The organism is Siphonobacter sp. BAB-5405 (assembly GCF_002872335.1).
Lineage (GTDB): Bacteria > Bacteroidota > Bacteroidia > Cytophagales > Spirosomataceae > Siphonobacter.
Genome location: NZ_NJAG01000022.1, coordinates 13,438 through 30,222, shown reverse-complemented (window position 1 = coordinate 30,222; position 16,785 = coordinate 13,438). Strand labels below are relative to the sequence as shown.

Annotated in this window: 14 protein-coding genes; 8 read left to right on the top strand and 6 right to left on the bottom strand. The window is 49.0% G+C overall.

Annotation, left to right across the window (positions count from 1 at the left end):
- The first annotated feature begins 26 nt into the window (after window positions 1-26).
- The 3 genes from BWI97_RS16755 (at window position 27) to BWI97_RS16745 (ending at window position 2,512) form a co-directional block, all read left to right on the top strand.
- On the top strand, window positions 27-572 hold the full coding sequence (locus BWI97_RS16755) for an SPOR domain-containing protein (protein ID WP_158242778.1): 546 nt from the start codon (window positions 27-29) through the stop codon (window positions 570-572).
- Window positions 573-693: 121 nt separating this feature from the next.
- Complete coding sequence (gene gmd, locus BWI97_RS16750) at window positions 694-1,806, top strand: GDP-mannose 4,6-dehydratase (protein WP_094815240.1); 1,113 nt, start codon at window positions 694-696, stop codon at window positions 1,804-1,806.
- Between the two features lie 103 nt (window positions 1,807-1,909).
- Complete coding sequence (locus BWI97_RS16745; protein ID WP_094815243.1) at window positions 1,910-2,512, top strand: thymidine kinase; 603 nt, start codon at window positions 1,910-1,912, stop codon at window positions 2,510-2,512.
- A 93-nt stretch (window positions 2,513-2,605) separates the two neighbouring features.
- Here the strand turns inward: BWI97_RS16745 and BWI97_RS16740 are convergent, their stop codons facing one another.
- From BWI97_RS16740 to BWI97_RS16730, 3 genes are all read right to left on the bottom strand, one after another.
- Complete coding sequence (locus BWI97_RS16740) at window positions 2,606-6,358, bottom strand: PVC-type heme-binding CxxCH protein (RefSeq protein ID WP_102201957.1); 3,753 nt, start codon at window positions 6,356-6,358, stop codon at window positions 2,606-2,608.
- A gap of 67 nt (window positions 6,359-6,425) precedes the next feature.
- Window positions 6,426-7,550 (bottom strand): Gfo/Idh/MocA family protein, encoded by a 1,125-nt coding sequence (locus BWI97_RS16735; protein WP_094815247.1) that lies wholly within the window; start codon window positions 7,548-7,550, stop codon window positions 6,426-6,428.
- Between the two features lie 34 nt (window positions 7,551-7,584).
- Window positions 7,585-8,442: a sugar phosphate isomerase/epimerase gene (locus BWI97_RS16730; protein ID WP_233207883.1), complete on the bottom strand. Its 858-nt coding sequence runs from the start codon at window positions 8,440-8,442 to the stop codon at window positions 7,585-7,587.
- 134 nt (window positions 8,443-8,576) lie between these two features.
- On the opposite strand from BWI97_RS16730, the gene BWI97_RS16725 reads away from it, so the two are divergent.
- Window positions 8,577-9,440 (top strand): AraC family transcriptional regulator, encoded by an 864-nt coding sequence (locus BWI97_RS16725; RefSeq protein WP_094815251.1) that lies wholly within the window; start codon window positions 8,577-8,579, stop codon window positions 9,438-9,440.
- An 80-nt stretch (window positions 9,441-9,520) separates the two neighbouring features.
- Here BWI97_RS16725 and hemA read toward each other — a convergent pair whose 3' ends face one another.
- Window positions 9,521-10,789 (bottom strand): glutamyl-tRNA reductase, encoded by a 1,269-nt coding sequence (hemA, locus tag BWI97_RS16720; RefSeq protein ID WP_102201955.1) that lies wholly within the window; start codon window positions 10,787-10,789, stop codon window positions 9,521-9,523.
- Window positions 10,790-11,040: 251 nt separating this feature from the next.
- On the opposite strand from hemA, the gene BWI97_RS16715 reads away from it, so the two are divergent.
- Window positions 11,041-12,276, top strand: a complete 1,236-nt coding sequence (locus tag BWI97_RS16715; RefSeq protein WP_233207882.1) for a PAS domain-containing sensor histidine kinase — start codon at window positions 11,041-11,043, stop codon at window positions 12,274-12,276.
- Window positions 12,277-12,394: 118 nt separating this feature from the next.
- On the opposite strand, the gene BWI97_RS16710 is transcribed toward BWI97_RS16715, so the two are convergent.
- Window positions 12,395-12,919, bottom strand: a complete 525-nt coding sequence (locus BWI97_RS16710; RefSeq protein WP_094815255.1) for a hypothetical protein — start codon at window positions 12,917-12,919, stop codon at window positions 12,395-12,397.
- Between the two features lie 188 nt (window positions 12,920-13,107).
- Here BWI97_RS16710 and BWI97_RS16705 point away from each other — a divergent pair, with 188 nt between their 5' ends.
- Genes BWI97_RS16705 through BWI97_RS16695 form a run of 3 tightly spaced genes read left to right on the top strand, consistent with a single transcriptional unit; the run spans window position 13,108 to window position 15,552 of the window.
- A complete protein-coding gene (locus BWI97_RS16705) occupies window positions 13,108-14,127 on the top strand; it encodes an acyl transferase (protein WP_102201953.1) in 1,020 nt (339 codons plus the stop codon).
- A gap of 12 nt (window positions 14,128-14,139) precedes the next feature.
- Window positions 14,140-14,748, top strand: a complete 609-nt coding sequence (locus BWI97_RS16700) for a DUF4230 domain-containing protein (RefSeq protein WP_102201951.1) — start codon at window positions 14,140-14,142, stop codon at window positions 14,746-14,748.
- 33 nt (window positions 14,749-14,781) lie between these two features.
- Window positions 14,782-15,552 (top strand): SDR family NAD(P)-dependent oxidoreductase, encoded by a 771-nt coding sequence (locus BWI97_RS16695; protein WP_233207881.1) that lies wholly within the window; start codon window positions 14,782-14,784, stop codon window positions 15,550-15,552.
- A 49-nt stretch (window positions 15,553-15,601) separates the two neighbouring features.
- On the opposite strand, the gene recA is transcribed toward BWI97_RS16695, so the two are convergent.
- The gene (recA, locus tag BWI97_RS16690) at window positions 15,602-16,672 is read right to left on the bottom strand and encodes a recombinase RecA (RefSeq protein WP_094815260.1); all 1,071 of its coding nucleotides are present in this window, start codon (window positions 16,670-16,672) and stop codon (window positions 15,602-15,604) included.
- Window positions 16,673-16,785 lie beyond the last annotated feature (113 nt).

Here is a 16,785-nt window from a genome sequence, read left to right as displayed (position 1 = left end):
CCACACTACTTATTTTTTTGGTAGGAATGAGCCTCTTAACGGCCTGTTCTTCTAAAGTTGTTCCGACCCGTTCGTCTAATTCATCCAGGCCTTACGACCTGGATCTGGCTTCGTACCGCCCCCGGTATGAGTTAAGTGAGGTCAAAAAAGCTCCGGTAGAAGAGAAAAAAAAGCCTGTAACACCTGTTACAGCTCCCGGCAGTACGCAAACAATCAACAAAAAATTAGATTCGACGCTGGATACGCTGGCTCAGCGAAATAAAGGGGTTCGGTATCTGGCGGGCTACCGCATTCAGCTGTATACAGGAACCAAGCGTGCCGACATGGAAGCGGCCAAGTTATACGTTTATCAAAATTACGGAGAATTAAACACGTATATTGCTTACAACCATCCAACGTATCGCCTACGTGTAGGTGACTTTGCTACCCGCCTCGATGCGGAACGTTACTTTAATAAAATCAGGAACGAGTACCCGGGTTCTACCCTTATTTCGGACCGCGTAAGCCTTCGGGACGCTCTGAAAATCATAGACAACCGAGTTACAGACAAGGATGAAAGTACTGAGCCGTAAAGGATTTTGCCAATATTGTTTTGTACCTCTAGAATTTTATCAGTTTTTTGTAAACAACAATACTTACCAGTGGTTTAGCAACATAGCAGTCCCTATTATTGTGGATTAGATATACAACCGAATGAAGAAAGCCCTTATCACCGGAATCACCGGCCAAGATGGTGCCTATCTGGCAGAATTTTTACTCAAAAAAGGTTACGAAGTGCATGGCGTCAAACGCCGCAGCTCGCTCATCAACACTGAGCGGATTGATCACTTGTATCAGGACCCCCATGAACAGGATGTCCGTTTTCATCTGCACTACGGAGATTTAACCGATTCTACCAACGTGATCCGGCTGATTCAGGAAACCCAACCTGACGAAATTTATAACCTGGGAGCTCAATCACACGTACGGGTTAGCTTTGACGAACCCGAATACACCGCTCAGGTGGATGGCTTAGGTACGCTCCGTATCCTTGAAGCCGTACGCCTGCTGGGCCTTACCCACAAAACCAAAATTTATCAGGCTTCTACTTCAGAACTGTACGGATTGGTACAGGCCGTCCCTCAATCGGAGACGACCCCGTTCTATCCCCGTTCACCTTATGCCGTAGCAAAAATGTATGGCTACTGGATTACGGTGAACTACCGCGAAGCTTACGATATGTTTGCGGTGAATGGTATCCTGTTCAACCACGAATCTCCCTTACGCGGTGAAACGTTCGTAACGCGGAAAATTACTCGTGGCGTTTCGCGTATTGCTCTGGGCGTACTCGACAAAATTTACATGGGTAACCTGGATTCACTGCGTGACTGGGGCCATGCCAAAGATTACGTAGAGGCCATGTGGCTGATTCTGCAACAGGAAAAAGCTGAAGATTACGTGATTGCTACCGGCGTAACGACGAAAGTACGGGACTTCATCCGGATGGCGTTCGGTGAAGTAGGTATTGAGCTGGAATTCAAAGGAGAAGGACTCGAGGAAAAAGGCTACGTAACTGCTTGCAACAATCCGGAATACCAGATTGAAATCGGCAAAGAAGTCGTAGCAATTGATCCGCGTTATTTCCGTCCGACGGAAGTAGACCTGCTGCACGGCGATCCAACGAAAGCGAAAACCCAACTGGGCTGGGAGCCGAAATATGACCTCCCTGCACTGGTCAATGATATGATGACGGCTGATCTGGACCTGTTCAAAAAAGATCTGCACCTGAACAAAGGTGGCTATCGGACGATGAACTACTTCGAATAATTTACCAGACTCCTGGACCAAAGCAGCGGCGGTTTCGTCGCTGCTTTGTTATTTTTGCAGATTCAGGATGCCGGAGGTAGGGCCGGCTCAAAATCATTCGCAGATGTTTATTGAACGTACCAACGGACTTCGTACGCCCGACGGCTGCCACATGGGCTGGATTGAGGTGATTTGTGGCTCTATGTTTTCGGGGAAAACGGAAGAATTAATCCGCCGCGTGAACCGGGCCATCATTGCCCGACTGAACGTACGCATTTTTAAACCCGCCCTGGATACGCGGTATCACGCCGAAAATGTCGTTTCCCACGATGCTACTTCGATTCAGTCAACGCCCGTGGCTTCGGCCCGGGAAATTCTGGCATTGGCCGAAGATTGTGAGTTGATTGGCATTGACGAAGCTCAGTTCTTTGATGACGAGATTGTAGCCGTCTGTAACGAACTGGCCAATGCAGGTAAACGCGTGGTCATTGCGGGTCTGGATATGGACTCGGAAGGTCGTCCGTTCGGACCCATGCCCTCGCTGATGGCCATTGCCGAATACGTAACGAAAGTACACGCCATTTGCGTGGTCTGCGGGGAACTAGCGAATTATTCCTACCGTAAAGTAGCTACGCCCGGACAGATTTTACTCGGTGAAAAAGACAGTTACGAAGCCCGTTGCCGTCGGCATTTTCTCGAAGGAAGAAACACCGGAGAAGGGAATTAACCAGCATACGTATGTTTCCGGGTTTTTGCAGAAAAAGAAAAAGCCGCTTTTCTACAGCGAGAAAAGCGACTTTTTTAACGTATTAGGGTTTTGTTATTTTTTTGAGTTGCTACTTGCCGTCTCCTTCACTACCCGCATTACCCCATTCATGATTCGCCAGTGACCGGGGAAGGTACACACGAAGGGATAGTCGCCTGGTTCCGCCGGAGCAACAAACTTCAGGTGAGCACTATCATCCGGATTGACCAGCTTCGTGGCAATGATCACCTGCGGAATCTCCGGTACGTAACTTTTGTACACGGCGTCGGGTCGCGTAATCATGGCGTCAGCGGCCTTTCCGATCACTTCCAGTGATTTCGGTTTACCAATCACCAGATTGTGTTGCATCTGGTCGGGATTGTCGAGAATGATCTCTACCGGCTGTCCAGCCTTCACCGTAAACTCTTTCAGGCTAAACTGAAGCTTTTCCGTAACCGTCTTAATCTTCACCGTCTGTACATTGGGATCGACTGCGTTCTCCGCAGATTTGCGTAAGCCGGTCAGTTCGGCCCAGTTATTGAGCAGTTTCTGATTGTCTTTGGAGAGATCTTTATCCAGACTGGCCAGCACCTGTTCCGTTGCTGCCGAGGGAGTCAGCTTACGTTTGGGATCCCAGCCGCGTCGCATACCGGCCAGCACCGCTTTCGCATCCGTATCATTCAAGCCTTTCAGCAAGCCAGCGAAGGACAACAGCTCGGCTTCGGTAGCCGTAGCCGTGTAGGCACGGGTGGCATTTTCAAGCACAAAACCCGTCAGGTTTTTGAGCGGCTGGTACTTGACCACGTAACGGAAGGTGTTGTTGTCTTCCCGGTTTTCCGGAATCTTGTTATCCGGATCAGCCGTTACCGAAATGGTAAAGTTCCCCGGTACATCTGAGCTCAGACCCATGGGACCTACCCAGGGACCGTTATTGGATTCGGTAATGAACGCTTTCTCACCGGCTTTCAGACCTTTAACGAACGTATAGCTCAACCAATCCCGGCTCAAGTTTGGGCCTTCGGCGTGGATTTTCAGCGTAATCGGTGTACCTGAGGGAACCGCTGCGGAACCCCGGTTTTCTACTTCTACCGAGAACGAAATACCTTCCCGCACTGTCGGCATGGGCGTCGACGGTTTTACCTGCGTTACGACAATATCGGCTTTTGGACCCGTACTCGTAGCGGCTTTTTCTTCCGTCATACCATGCTGATGAGCGGAATGATCCATCGCGGCGGAGGTACTGGCGGATGCCGAAGCTTGTCCCTGTCGGGGAGCTTTCGCTAAAAACGTTTTCAGTAATTCGGAATCACGGGCATTGAATACGGTCGTGAATGCATCGGGCATCCAGCGATCGGATACAAAGTTCGGATTTCCCAAAGCTGCGACTACTGCTTTTTCGACTTCAGCCGTCATAGGAGCTTCCGTGAAAGCCAGTACCGTGTTCAAGCCTACCAGTGGTTCCGAATCATTCAGCGTATTGGCCTGTAACAAACTGGCTACCGTAGATGCATTTTTGGGCAATACCTGAACCGCCGTTTTACGAACGGAAGCCGCCGGATGTTTCAAAGCCGCCGTAACGATCTGGAAAGCCTCCGCATTCGAACCATTCAACGCTCCTAATCCGTGCAGCGTCCATAACGCATGAATAGCTCCGGGATTTGAACCAATTGCATCGAGTGACTGGTTTTTCACCAGAGCATACAACTGCGGCAGGACGTCTGACTTTCCGCGTTCGACCAGTAATCGCTGAGCCGCCTGTCGCCAGAACATGTTGTCGCTGGTGAGGGCCTTGACTAACGCTTCAGGCTGATCTTTGGAAAGGGCAAGTGGCTGATACGCCGGAGCTTTTTTGTAAGCAATGCGATAAATCCGTCCGTGCGTATTATCCCGAAGGTCTGTTACATACGCGTTCCCGTCCCCATTTTCGAAACCTTTCGGCGTCGGATTGTGCTGGATGATGAAGCTGTACCAATCGGCAAACCATACAGCTCCGTCCGGACCTACTTCAGCGAATACGGGTGAAAACCACTCATCCGCTCCGGCCACGAGGTTGAAATCGTTTTTATCGTGATAGTCCGTCCCATCTTTTTCCATCGTATTCAGGTGGATGATGTGGCCCGTAGGTTCACTGACAAAGGCGACGCGGTTCCAGTACGACTGCGGGAAACTCCGGGCCGTGTAGAAATTATGACCAGCCGCCGCCGTGTATCCGCCGAAGACGTCGACCTGACGAATCCGGGTCAGGACTTTCATGTCTTTGTGCGTATCCGTACTGCGACCGCCGCGGAGGCGAAGCTTGTCCCAACCCAGCATGTATCGGTTCGGAATGGCCATGTACCAACCGTGATCGTTATTGGCCGTAGAGCCAAAAAGATTTCCGGTTTCATCGAAGCCCAACCCCCAGGTATTGTTGGAGGTGGAAGTCAGATACTCCAGTTCCGAACCATCGGGTTTGAAACGGAAAAAGCCCTGACCAAACTGGTGTTTCTTGCCACCGACGGTACCATTGAAGCCGGAATAGCCAATCGATCCGTAAATCCAGTTATCGAAACCATAGTGCAGGTTACTCGGACCGGCGTGCGTATCCATCGTACCGAACCCCGTCATCAATACTTTGCGGACATCGGCTTTACCGTCGCCGTCAGTATCTTTTAAGAACAGCATGTCCGGTGCCTGCGAGACGATGAAACCGCCATCGTAAGCCACCAGACTCGTTGGAATGCTCAGATTGTCCGCGAACTTGGTAAACTTATCGGCCTTTCCATCGCCATTGGTATCCTCCAGCATAAGGATGTAATCGCGGCCACCCGTTTCTTTCCGTTCGTTGGGGTAATCAAGGGTAACAATCGCGAACATGCGTCCTTTCTCATCCCAGCTGAGGGCGATGGGGTGCTGTACGTTGGGTTCAGCAGCAAATAAACCCAGCGTGAAATCCGGATTTACCTGCAAGTGTTTCATCGATTCTTCCGGTGAAAGCGGATCGGGCTTAAGTTGGGGGCCAGGCCGTTTTTCGTAGTTGGGAAGGTTCGCTTCCTGATAAACAAAGGGCTTGGGATTCAGCTTCTGCAACTCACCCGCGACCTTATCGCCTACGGACCATTTGATCCCTTTTTCCATCAGATCATGAAAGCCCGTTTGCTTCCAGGTAAGCTCGTCGTGCCCGTAAGCCGTGTAGAATACGCGGCCCTTGCCGAAATTACGAACCCAGGTATAGGGTTCGGTTTTCTGACCGGGTTTGTCTTTCGCCTGCTTGGCATCGATGATTCGCTCGGTAAGTACTACGTTATCTGCCGCCAGTTTTTTGTGCAGATAAGTTTCGTCTACCGTCTTGAATTGCTTGGTGCCAAAAATGGCCGGATGATCGGGCTTGGCCCACACGGGCTGAATGGTATCCCAGCCGTGTTTCCAGAATTGCCCCCCTACCATGTCATTGACGAAGGCACTGGAGTTACGGAAACACCAGGAAGCACAGTGTACGGCGATCAGTCCTTTGCCCCCTTTCACAAAGTCGACCAGAGCTTTTTCAGGAGCCGGTGGCAGACTGTCCCAGTTGGCAAACACCAATAGACCGTCGTATTTGCTGAGGTTTTCTGGATTCAAATCTTCCAGCCGATCGGTATAACTCAGGTTGATGCCCTTATCACCCAATCCTTCCATCAGTATGGGAGCCATTTGCATGGGTCGGTGGTGCCCATTGTCCCCCAGAAACAGAATCTCAATCCTCCGCCCCTCGGTCTTGGGCGTCGAAGCCGACGAGCCCGGCTGCCGCGTACAATACGTCAGCGAAAGCATACTCAGGGCGGCTAGTCCCGCAAGAATTTTTTTCATTCATAAAAAGGTTTAGCTCTGTATTAACCCTACAGGAACGGGTGTTCCTGCAGGGTTCTTTCCACAATCACGCATTCTCAAAATCAGGCAGATACAGGAGTTTTCCGCCCTGTAAAGCTGATTCATGAGCTAGAATTCCCACACTGGTCCACTCGGCCGACTGCACAGCATTGGGAAAGGGTTCGCGGTCTTCAACCAAAGCCATCAGGAATTCATGCACCAGGTGCGGGTGCGAACCGCCGTGACCACTGCCCTGGGTAAAGCTCAGGTGCGTGTTTTCGGCGACGTCGTATACGCCTTTCGTGGTAAAATCCTGAATCTCTTCGGGTAAGTAATGAGCGAAATCGGGCACGGTGACGCGTTCCGGAATTTCGTGTTCTTCTTTCTTGGCGGTATGGATTACGGCCTCTTCGCCTTCGATGAGCGGCCACTCAAACGATTTTTTTGAACCGTATACCTCAAAACTTTCGCGGTACTGCCGGGCCGTATCAAACAGCGAGCGGTAGACATACGCTGACAAATCACTGTTTTTGAATTTGATATGAGCGGATTCAACGGCAAAAGGCGAATTATGAATCTGAGCCAGCTCTTCCCGAATGGTTCCTGAGCCAAAGCACGATACATATTCCGGACTGGATTTGAGCAGACCAGCTACGGGGCCTACGCAGTGCGTAGCGTAGTGCATCGGTGGTAAGCCGGGCCAGTAATCAGGCCAGCCGTCCATGTCCTGCTGGTGGCTGGCTTTCAGAAACTGTACATTACCCAGTTCGCCTTTTTCATACAAGTCCTTCACGAACAGAAACTCGCGGCTGTACACCACCGTTTCCATCATCATGTATTTTTTACCCGTTTCGCGGCAGGTCTTCACAATTTCCAGACACTCCTCTACCGTTGTTGCCATGGGTACCGTACAGGCTACGTGTTTACCCGCCCGTAAGGCTTTCAGGCTTTGTTCGGCGTGGTTAGGAATGGGTGAGTTGATGTGAACGGCGTCGACGTTGGGATCTTTCAGCAATTCATCGTAATCGGTATAACGAACGTCAATGCCAAAAGCGTCTCCTACGGCGTTGAGTTTTTCGGGCGTACGCTGACAAATCGCGTACATATTTGCATGAGGGTGACGCTGATAAATGGGGATAAATTCGGCTCCGAAGCCCAGACCTACAATAGCAATGTTAACGGGTTTTGACATGCGTACTAGTGATTAGAGGATATACAATGAGACCTTAGGCCGTATGGCCATTGCTTACAAAAGAGGGGGCAGTTTGCTTTTCCCAGTTACTTTGAATGAATTGAAGTCCATCCCGCATCAATTGCTCTTCCGAATCGAACATTTTTCGCCAGATATTGGCTACACTTAATTTGGTACTGAATGCTTCGATGCTCAGCCAACCCTGGTAGTTGATGTCGTGAAGACCCTGAAATACAGAATCCCAGGCTACGTTTCCTTTACCGGGCGTCGAACGATCATTCTCCGAAAGCTGTACAAAGGTGATGCGGTCGCCGAGTTGCCGGATGGTATCGCCGATGTTTTTCTCCTCAATATTGGCATGAAACGTATCGAACATGATCTGGCAGTTGGGATGGTTCACATCATCGACAAAGCGAGCCAGTTCTTCGCCGCAACTCGTCAGATACATTTCAAAACGGTTGAGGTATTCCAAACCCAGTCGAATGCCTTGTTGCTGAGCATACTCCGCGAGAATCTGGATGCTTTCTACCCCCCATTTCCACTCATCGGCCGTAGCGGGCTGACCCGTGAATACGCCCAGGGCCGAATGATACGGTCCCATCAGGTGCGTGGCTCCCAGCTCTACGGCACAATCCACACTACGGTGCAGGTGTTCCAGCGTAGCTTTCCGCATGGCTGCGTCCGGACTGATCAGATTCTGGTCCGGTCCGCAAATCACGTCGGCCTGCCGCTTGAGTCCCAGCTCATCCAGGCGATTGGCCCAGCTACGGTAAAATTGGGGTTTGGTTGAAGAGATCGGCACTTCTACGCCACCAAAACCAATGCTTCTGATTTCTTCCAGGGTGGGAAAAAACGATTCGTCCAGAGTAGGCCCCCACAGGAGCAGATTCATGCTGTAGATCATGGTACAATTTTATGTCGGGAAAATGATAAAAACTCCGTCATCTTTGACCAACATCTACTGAATTTTGACCTATTTTGTATTTCTGATTATTTATTCTGCAAAATACAGATTAGATCGACCGTATGAAATCTGCACTTCGGAAGACCATTGAGAACCCCGTTGCTTCGTTTACGATGCAGGAACTGGTCTCACCTCACTTTGACCCGAACTGGCATTTCCATCCGCATTACCAGTTGTTCACAGTAGAGGAAGGGACCGGTACACGATTCATTGGAGACAATATACAACCTTTTGAACCGGGTGATACGGTATTTCTGGGACCTAACATTCCGCACCTCTGGCGAAGCGACCCGCCGTATTTTCAAACGCATTCGGAGCTGCAAACCAAAGGGATCGTCGTGTACTTCACGGAAGATTTTCTGGGTACTGATTTTTTCCAGCGGCCGGAGATGCACGTACTCCAGAGCTTTTTTCAGCACGCGGTTCGCGGCGTGGAAATCAAAGGCCGCCTGCGGGAGCAGATTCGGGAAAGCATGAAGCAACTACTCCGGGCGACGGGCTTTCAGGCTATTTTACACCTCCTGACGTTGCTGGACGAATTGGCCCATAGTGAGGAATGTCAGGCCATTGCCAGTCTGGGCTACGTGAATACCCACAAAGTCTCGGAAACCGAACGCATGCAGAAAGTACACGACTATGTACTGGACCATTTTCAGCAGGAGATTCGCCTGGACGAGATGGCTTCGCTGGCGGGTATGAGTGCTTCCGCTTTCTGCCGGTATTTTAAAACCCGGACCAACCGTACGTTCTCCGAGTTTGTCAGTGAAGTACGGATTGGCTACGCCTGCAAACTACTCATGGAAGGGAAATTGACGATTACGCAAATCTGTTACGAAAGCGGTTTCAATACCATTTCCAATTTCAACCGTCAGTTTAAAGATTTGACCAGCCTCACCCCTGCCCAGTATCAGAAAGCTTACCGATAAGGCACAAAAAAAGAGCGGAGAAATCTCCGCCCTTCCGTTTTTCGCTCGTTGATATGACACTTTTGAAAGAGAGTGTACTCTTATTTATGTTCAGCCTGCCGTTCTAAATCAAATAGTTCCGAAAGCACATCGGCCAACTGATCGGCGTCGCCGCGACGACAGGCGTTTTTCAGATTGACGGCCGGTGAACGTAAAATGCGATTCACGATGTTAGACGTCAATTTATCGAATTTTTCGGCTTCCTGAGGCGTCAGATGTTTGAGCTGACGGGCCAGTTCTTCCTTACGAATCTGATCCAGGGCCTGTTTGAATTTTTGAATCGTGGGCGATACCACCATTTCTTTCGACCAATCCTGGAAACCAGCCATAGCTTCGTCCAGGATGCGGTGTACCTGCGGAACGGACTCCAAACGGCGTTGCAGAGCTGCGTTCGCTTTGGCCTGAATGTCATCGATGGCGTATACCAGAGCTCCGGGCACTTCTTCCGCCTGCGGAGCTACGCTACGCGGCACGGAAAGATCAATGAAGTACTTGAAGGTTAGAATATTGAGTTGCTCCACAAACGCTTTGGTAAATAGAGGAGTCGCTACGCGAAGAGACGAAACAATCACATCCGCCTGAGCTACTTCGGCTTCCAAATTCTCCCAATCCGCTACCCGAAAATCGGTACCTTCTGCCAGACTTACTGACTTGGCATACGTACGGTTGAGTAGTGTAATCTGGGCAAACCCTTTGTCGGCCAGGTTTTTCACCACATCCGTACCGATCTCACCCAGGCCTACAACGAGCACTTTGGGTAAGTTATGATTTTGCGTTAAGTCAGCGATCAGCTCCACCGTTGCGTACGATACCGAAGCCGCTCCGTCACGGAAGCTGGTCTCCTGAGATACGCGTTTGCTGGCGAAGAAAATCGTGTGCATCAGGCGATGCAGGAAGGGACTCGCCACATCGGCATCAACTGCCCACTGGTATGAATGTTTTACCTGATTAGGAATCTGAAGATCACCGACCACCTGCGAATGCAATCCGGTAGCCACTTCGAATAAATGCCGAATGGCCTGCGTCTGATCGTTTAGATTGACGAAGTAATCCGGTAAGTCTGCGGGTTTTTCCAGACCTTTTTCAATAGCCAGTAACTTAATGATCGACTCGGCATAGTCTGCCTCAGCCGTGTAGTATATTTCCGTACGGTTGCACGTTGATACTGCCAAAATATCCTGAAAACCGAAGAGTTCTTTCAATTTCAAGGAAAACGTTTTGGCCTCGCTCTCATCTAATGCTACCAACTCCCTGACTGCCAGTGGAGCGGTTTTGTACGATAAACTGATTGCTCGAAACGTATTAGCCATCTGCTTTCACTAAAAACACACAAAAATACGTCAGGATAACTTACACTAGGTCGTAATAAATCCCATTCTTTTTTATTTAGAATCGATCAAAATTACTGATTGAAATCTCCAATTTACTCATTGGAAAAGCTGATGAAAATCATTGAAATAGTCGAGATTTGTAGTCTGATCTCCACGGTTTTAACTCGTCTTTAATTTTTGCATCCCTTCTGTATACCGACGTTAATTGTTTCGACGTTGGCACTTATGAAATGAAGAACAGTACGGCTCCTGCCCCCCCCAAATTACGTTCCGAAAATCGTCTGGGAAGTCTACCCGCCCGGATGCTTTCCGGTGATTTATACCAGCAAAAAAATCAGGTTAAAATTGGTATTTTGCTAATACTGATGGCTTTCTCAGGAGCCTGGTTTTATTATACCAACACTCTCATTGCCCGACTGGAAGCTCATGAAGAAGAAGAGGTGCGTTTATATGCGGAAAGCTTAGAGTACGCCTTGACTAGTCCGGTGGAAACAGACGTTAATTTCTTTTTTGATAAGGTAGTAAAGATCAATACCGAGATTCCTGTTATTTATGAATATCAAGGTCAATATCAGGCTAAGAACATCGCGGAGCCTGAAAACCCAGCGGAGAAAATAGCTTTTCTTAAACAAAAGGCTCAGGAGTTTGAAACGGCTCACCCCCCTATTGAAATCGACGGAGGGTTAGGCAAAGGGTACATCTATTTCAGTCACTCCTTTCTCTTTACGCAGCTTCAGTACTATCCCGTAATGATGTTGCTGGGCTTACTGGTCTTTGGCTATCTGGCTTATCTGGCGTTCAGTGCCTCTCGTCGCTCGGAGCAAAACCGGGTTTGGGTAGGTTTAGCCAAAGAAACCGCTCACCAGCTAGGTACGCCGCTTTCAGGTTTGAAAGGCTGGGTGGAATACTTCAAAACGGACCCGGACCGCTACGAAACCGAATTTGTACTGGAAGTGGAAAAGGATGTGGAACGGCTGGAAACTATTACGGCCCGTTTCTCCAACATTGGTTCCGTACCTACGCTACATCCCGAACCCCTGGCTCAGCACGTCGAGCAGTTTGTGGATTATCTGAAGCGAAGGGTTTCTTCCAAGATCAAATGGAACGTCAATAATGAAATCCCCGCTGGTAAGATGATCCCCGTAAACCGGAACCTATTTGAATGGGTGGTTGAAAATCTCTGCAAAAATGCCGTTGATGCCATGGAAGGCGTAGGCGAACTACGGATCCACCTCTGGGAAAAAGCGGGACAAACGTATATCGACATTAGCGATACGGGTAAAGGCATACCAAAATCGCAGTGGAAACAGGTGTTCAATCCCGGGTTTAGTACCAAGAAACGCGGCTGGGGTTTAGGTCTAACGCTGGCCAAACGCATCATCGAAAACTACCACCGGGGTCGTCTATTCGTAAAAGCCTCAGAACCCGGCAAGGGCACTACCTTTCGGATTACGCTGCCCTCCTAAACCTTCTATCCCTACCATAGAAAAGGCCCGTTTCAGTAAGGAATCGTCCAAGACATTTATCCCTTACAAAACGGGCCTTTTTGAGCTATTCGATAGAGGCGTACAGGCGTTACCGCTTCTAGTTCGAATTTACCACTACAACGGGCGTTTCGATTTCATTACTAACGTTCATGGCCCGATCCCGGATCCTGATCATAAATTTTAGCGTATCGTTTCTATTTTGTGGAATGCGAAATACCGTAATGGATCGAGTCAGCGTACCTTCAATAGGTCCCCGTTTGTTATCCGTTCGCAAGCGAGGAAAGTTACCGGAATTCGATACGGTTTGCGAACCCGTGATATCCTGAAACTGTCCATTTTTCCGCTGGAAGGTTCGAACCTCGTAATTATTGTTGATTTTAGAAAGGGTATCGTCTTCCGGGTAGCTGGTGGGAGATACGCCTAAATCACCATCCCCGTCCTGAAACTTCAAAGACACAACCAGCGAATCATTGACGTTGCCCAAACGATCCCTACCACTCGCGTATTTCGTTAGGGTGGCATCCGAAATAAAAGGGACGTCCGAAAAATCCGGCTCAGCCGTACAGCTGGCTAGGGCCAGTACGGCTGTCGTTATGGAAAAGATAAATAATAATCGTTTCATAGGAACCTAAATCATTTCGTCTCTGTCATAAACGACGAGACGGGCGGAAAGTTACATAAGCCCTTTGGTAAATTAAAATTGCTCTGCATTTTGCCTTTCAGAAAGGAATTTTTCCAATCGCTTGGTCCGGCCTTGTCTTCGATCACACCCGTAGCATTTTACCTACGTACTGCTATTTAGTAATCATCATGTCCATTCAGCAGGAGCTTAAAGACCGCGTATTGTCGCTGGAAGAGGCTTCTTTTCCAGCCCTAGCCCTGGAAGTTTTCCAGTTTCAGGCGGCCCAGAATTCGGTTTATCAGGAATATTTACGGCATTTGCGAATCTCCCCCGCTCAGGTGAAAGCGGTAGAACAGATTCCATACCTGCCCATCGAGTTTTTCAAATCTCATCGAGTACTTTCTACCCAGGCTTCCACACCCCTTGTGTTTGCCAGTAGCGGTACTACCGGTCAGGTAACGAGTCAGCATTACGTGGCGGATCCGGCTTTTTATGACCAGATTAGTGAGCAGATTTTTGAACGCTTTTACGGTTCCCTGCAGGATTTCCACCTACTGGCTCTGTTACCCTCCTACCTCGAAAGGAGTAACTCTTCGCTGGTCCATATGGTCCGGCATTTTGTGGAAAAGAATCAGTCGGCGTATTCGGGTTTTTATCTGAACAATACGAATGAACTGCTCGAACGCCTTCGGGCCCTCCAGCCGGATCGGCAGCGTAAAGTACTTCTAATCGGAGTCACGTTTGCATTGCTTGATCTGGCGGAAACTGCCGATTTATCGTTTCTGGAAGATATGCCTCAACTGATTGTCATGGAAACGGGCGGTATGAAAGGCCGGCGACAGGAACTGCTTCGGGAAGAAGTACACCAATTGCTCACGAAAGCTTTTCACGTTCCTGTCATTCACTCCGAATACGGCATGACGGAATTACTGTCACAGGGATACTCTTTTGGTGAAGGTATTTTTCATTTACCGCCCAGTTTGCAGATCAGTCTGCGGGATGTCAATGATCCGTTTACGTATTATCCCCGCAATGAACCTTCGCGGCGTTCGGGCGGACTCAATGTAATCGACCTGGCTAATATTGACTCGTGCAGTTTTTTAGAAACGAAAGATTTAGGCAGTTATGGTTCCGAGGCGAATAGCTTTCGGGTTCTCGGTCGCTTCGATAACTCCGATATTCGAGGTTGTAATCTGATGGTACTTTAGCACGATAAGTCTATGCGTTTCCTGATTCGTATTCTTTTTCTGGTTCTGCTCCTGGCTGCTGCCATTTACGGCTGGGAAAAACTTAAATCGCAAAAGTTCTTTTTACAACGAGCAGAGCCTGAGGTGATTTCCAATCACAATATTGTGCTACGCGAAATTACTTCGCTGGGTAAACTGGAGCTGGTTAAATACAATTTTCGTGATGTTGTTGATCAGCAGATTACCCGGCAGTTTCTACCGGATGCAAAAGCATTGCTCATTATTCAGGGCGAAGCCGTCGGTTGTCTGGATCTAACCAAAATGACGGTTACCGATCTCGGAGAAATGGGAGACACTCTGATTGTACGCCTGCCCGATCCGGAAATCTGCCTGGCCCGGGTCGATCACTCCAAATCCAAGGTATACAATACTGAATTTGCTTTCAATGATGAAGCTCTTTTGATTGATCAGGCATTCAAAAAGGCAGAAGAGCAGGTACAGACCTCCGCTATTCAGCAGGGCATTTTGGAACAAACCAAACTGAACGCTACTAAAATCCTTCGTCCGATGTTGGAAAAAGTTTCCGGCAAAAAGGTACTGCTTCGGTATCGCATGAAAGGGCAGATTGACGATCCCCGCTAAACGCATCGTATACTTTTTTGAGCCCTCTCTTTCATGACTAATGAATCAAGCATGCAGGAAAAAGTAGCAATTATAACCGGTGGAGCTCAGGGCATTGGCCGGGAACTGGCTCAGACCTTATTACAACAAGGTTACTCGATAGCGATTTGGGATTCGGACCAGGAAGCTCTTACCGAAACGGAACAGACTTTGCAACCACTCGGCCCCTTACTGGCGTTACGTTGCAATGTAGGGAAGGCAGCCGAAGTGGAACAGGCCTTTCAGGCTACTCTCAACCACTATGGTCAGTTGGACGTCCTTATCAATAATGCAGCTGTTTTTGAAGCTAAACCCATTGAAGAATGGTCGTTCGAAGACTGGGATCAGGGCCTGGGAATCAATTTATCGGGTCCTTTTTATGCCAGCAAGCTTGCAGCATCTCATCTGAAAAAGACCCAAGGATCAATTATCAATTTGTGTTCGACGCGGGCTTTTCAGTCGGAGCCAGGGACTTTCGCCTACTCCGCGTCGAAAGGCGGTATTTTCGCCCTAACCCATTCCTTAGCTATCAGCTTAGGTCCTGATGTACGGGTGAACTGCATTTCTCCGGGCTGGATTGATGTTTCTTCGTTGAAGAAATCATCTGTCCGTCAACCTGAAAAACTTAGCGAAGCCGATCATGAGCAGCATCCGGCGGGCCGCGTGGGACAAGCCGGGGACATTGCTCGCATGGTTCTCTTTTTACTCAACCCCGACAACTCTTTCATCACGGGTCAGAATTTCTTCGTGGACGGCGGTATGACCCGGAAAATGATTTACGTGTAAATTCAATAAAAAACCCGCTAACTGAGTCAGCGGGTTTTTTATTAACATATTACTCTTCTTTGCCATCATCTACTACGTTCGGCTCCAGCGTATCAACGAGTGCTTCGTCATCCCCTTTCACCTTATCCTTGATTTTGGCTTCCAGCTCGTCGAGCAGTTCCGGATTGTCTTTCAACAATTCTTTCACGGCATCACGGCCTTGACCCAAACGGTTGGTACCGTAGCTAAACCAGGAACCGGATTTCTTAACGATTTCCAGTTCAACGGCTAAGTCAAGCACCTCGCCTACCTTGGAGATACCTTCACCGTACATGATGTCAAACTCGATGACTTTGAATGGAGGAGCCAGTTTGTTTTTCACCACTTTCACACGAGTACGGTTACCCGTGATACTATCGGCTCCTTCTTTGATTTGTCCAGCCCGGCGAATATCCAACCGAACCGAAGCATAGAACTTCAAAGCGTTACCACCGGTAGTCGTTTCGGGGTTCCCGAACATCACACCGATTTTTTCCCGCAACTGGTTGATGAAAATACAGCAGCAGGACGTTTTATTAATAATACCCGTCATTTTACGCAACGCCTGCGACATCAAACGGGCTTGCAGACCCACTTTGGAATCTCCCATGTCGCCTTCAATTTCGGCTTTGGGTACCAGAGCGGCTACGGAGTCAATCACAATAATATCAATGGCACCTGAAGAAATCAGATGCTCGGCAATTTCCAGAGCCTGCTCCCCGTTGTCGGGTTGAGCAATCAACAAATTGCCCGTGTCAATACCTAATTTTTCCGCATAGCTACGGTCAAAGGCGTGTTCAGCATCAATGAAAGCGGCTAGGCCTCCTTTCTTTTGTGCCTCCGCAATGCAGTGCATGGCGATGGTCGTCTTACCGGATGATTCAGGTCCGTAGATCTCTACGACCCGTCCCCGGGGCACGCCACCGATGCCTAAGGCCAGGTCAAGGCCCAGTGACCCCGTTGAAATCACGGGAATATCGAGCACTTTAGCGTCAGCAAGACGCATGACCGTACCTTTACCGTAGGCTTTGTCTAATTTTTCAATGGTCGTTTGCAGAGCTTTCAATTTCTGTCCTGCATCAGTACCGGTTGCTTGTGCCATGTATCAAAAAACGAGCTATTGGGTGAAGAATATGATCTAAAATTACTGCTTTTCGGGCAAATATCCTAACCATTGACTAAAAATTGTTGTATTTTTTTAATCAATCCGCAAAA

What these genes read in the sequence shown, in the direction of transcription:
- BWI97_RS16730 (WP_233207883.1), bottom strand. Translation starts at nt 8,442, where the DNA reads ATGAATCTGCTCCTGTGGGGGCCTACTCTGGACGAATCGTTTTTTCCC.
- BWI97_RS16755 (WP_158242778.1), top strand. Translation starts at nt 27, where the DNA reads ATGAGCCTCTTAACGGCCTGTTCTTCTAAAGTTGTTCCGACCCGTTCG.
- BWI97_RS16710 (WP_094815255.1), bottom strand. Translation starts at nt 12,919, where the DNA reads ATGAAACGATTATTATTTATCTTTTCCATAACGACAGCCGTACTGGCC.
- gmd (WP_094815240.1), top strand. Translation starts at nt 694, where the DNA reads ATGAAGAAAGCCCTTATCACCGGAATCACCGGCCAAGATGGTGCCTAT.
- hemA (WP_102201955.1), bottom strand. Translation starts at nt 10,789, where the DNA reads ATGGCTAATACGTTTCGAGCAATCAGTTTATCGTACAAAACCGCTCCA.
- BWI97_RS16700 (WP_102201951.1), top strand. Translation starts at nt 14,140, where the DNA reads ATGCGTTTCCTGATTCGTATTCTTTTTCTGGTTCTGCTCCTGGCTGCT.
- BWI97_RS16735 (WP_094815247.1), bottom strand. Translation starts at nt 7,550, where the DNA reads ATGTCAAAACCCGTTAACATTGCTATTGTAGGTCTGGGCTTCGGAGCC.
- recA (WP_094815260.1), bottom strand. Translation starts at nt 16,672, where the DNA reads ATGGCACAAGCAACCGGTACTGATGCAGGACAGAAATTGAAAGCTCTG.
- BWI97_RS16695 (WP_233207881.1), top strand. Translation starts at nt 14,782, where the DNA reads ATGACTAATGAATCAAGCATGCAGGAAAAAGTAGCAATTATAACCGGT.
- BWI97_RS16715 (WP_233207882.1), top strand. Translation starts at nt 11,041, where the DNA reads ATGAAGAACAGTACGGCTCCTGCCCCCCCCAAATTACGTTCCGAAAAT.
- BWI97_RS16740 (WP_102201957.1), bottom strand. Translation starts at nt 6,358, where the DNA reads ATGAAAAAAATTCTTGCGGGACTAGCCGCCCTGAGTATGCTTTCGCTG.
- BWI97_RS16745 (WP_094815243.1), top strand. Translation starts at nt 1,910, where the DNA reads ATGTTTATTGAACGTACCAACGGACTTCGTACGCCCGACGGCTGCCAC.
- BWI97_RS16705 (WP_102201953.1), top strand. Translation starts at nt 13,108, where the DNA reads ATGTCCATTCAGCAGGAGCTTAAAGACCGCGTATTGTCGCTGGAAGAG.
- BWI97_RS16725 (WP_094815251.1), top strand. Translation starts at nt 8,577, where the DNA reads ATGAAATCTGCACTTCGGAAGACCATTGAGAACCCCGTTGCTTCGTTT.